The sequence below is a fragment of the Paraburkholderia panacisoli genome, from assembly GCF_008369935.1.
Classification (GTDB): domain Bacteria; phylum Pseudomonadota; class Gammaproteobacteria; order Burkholderiales; family Burkholderiaceae; genus Paraburkholderia; species Paraburkholderia panacisoli.
The window spans coordinates 1-1,723 of sequence record NZ_VTUZ01000130.1 but is presented as its reverse complement, the minus strand read 5'-3'; the positions used below and the strand labels follow the sequence as shown (position 1 = coordinate 1,723).

The 1,723-nt window shown below is 57.6% G+C and carries 1 protein-coding gene; it reads left to right on the top strand.

The window, feature by feature from the left end; translation table 11 throughout:
- Positions 1 to 669: 669 nt before the first annotated feature.
- On the top strand, positions 670 to 1,113 hold the full coding sequence (locus FVF58_RS50900; protein WP_149676972.1) for a hypothetical protein: 444 nt from the start codon (positions 670 to 672) through the stop codon (positions 1,111 to 1,113).
- The last annotated feature ends 610 nt before the right edge of the window (positions 1,114 to 1,723 follow it).

The following is a 1,723-nucleotide window of genomic DNA, read 5'->3' as shown; positions in this document are numbered from 1 at the left end:
TGAACCACCTCCTGGACAACCTCGACTTCGTCCATCATGTACACCTGTCCATTTAAAATTTGAATGGACATGATCGTCGGGCTGCCCGGCTTGCCGTTCAAGATGCCTTCGCCGGGTGCTTACGGCCGTACAGCCAGATTGATGGTTTTGTCACCCGTCGCGTTTCAACAACGGGTGAACGACGGGATGTCCGTTAATTTTGCTAGCGCGTTTCAACGTGTTCTTTAATTTCGCTAATACCGCTGTCGAGCGACGCAGGGACGCGTTAGCCTAAAGAAGCAGCACGCGCAGATACCGAAAGCCATTGTCGCGATCTTCGGACGAGCCCGTCTCGGTGCACGAGTGAAAAAAACGTCATAGAGCAGGGCACTTTTGCGATTACCCGGCGGCACCCACAGTCCTTGGGCGGATGTCCGCTATACCGTTATCGCACTGCGCGCAGTCATGCGTGACGGGCAATGAGTCCGTGTTACGGTGGAAAGGCGCGCTAGCAAAATTAAAGGACAACATTAGCGCTGCCGTGGAAACGGCTTGCAGAATTAATCAACGCCAACAGCCGGCGTCCGTGTTCTGGCTATCAAATCACTTCGATGCCGCGCTTCGGGCGATCAGCCGTTACCGCGAAAAATGCTTGTTTCGGGCCACCGGCCGCCTGCGCTAGCAGAATTAATGGACAGCATTAGCGCTCGAATGGACACCGCTAGCAAAATTAACGATCACCAACCGCCGCTGAGCGGCGTACGGCTCGATCCCGGCGTAGTAGGTCGTCGTTCGATTACTTCGATCAAAGTTTTGTTGTTTTTTGCCGTAATCCAGAGTTGGCTTTTCGCCGCTCTCACTAACCATTCCGGAGAAGAACTCAAAATGCTTCGCACGCTGTATGTCGTCGTTACGCTGTTTATTTTGGCGCTCGGAACTCCGCTCGCTATCGCTTCTATCAAAGCTCATCAGGCTTGTACTGACGCCATTGCGATGCAGGTGGATGCGGCCGGCAGCGGTGACACTACTAAGCAAAAGGAGATCGATGCGAAGATGCTTCAGTGTCGCAACAAGACTCGAGTGGCTGCCGTAATCGCAGATGCGTGGCTGTCGTTGCTTCCAGGCAAAAGCTGATGAAATGTAATTGCAGGTCGTGCTCATCTTGCGACCTGTGTAATGTTTTTGCGCACCATCGGATCTCGGTCACGGTCGCCTTTAGGGTGCCGGCGGCGATTGCTGTCGTGACTCGGGTCACGTCGTCAGCCTGCTCGACAACCGGCAACTGAAGCATTGGCGCGGGCTCTGCGCCTGCCGTCACGACCGGTGCGACAGCGTTACTGGCGAGCGTGACTGCCGTAACTGGCACGGCGTGACTGCCTTGTGTGGCGGGCGTTACCGCCGTCTCGATCAGGTCGGCGGGGCGCAACGCCAGCAGCCAGGCGAAGCACGCGACACCTTCGAGCACGACGGCGAACGCGAGTCCCGCGACCAGATCGGCATGTGCTGCCGGCAGACCGAACGCGGTCAGCGCACCAGTCACCGGGCCAGCCATCACAGCGGCGCGCGTGGCGGTGGCGCTGTCTTGCGCTGTCTCGGCGCGTTTTGCCTCGTCCGCTTCGACGGGTATGCGATCCACGAACGACGCCCTTCAGAGTAAGGTGGCAGAGCGCTTGAGGTGTGGTAGCGATGCAGGTCAGCGGGGTTCGGAGGGCATCTTCCAGGGAAGCAGCGCGTCGTAGTCATC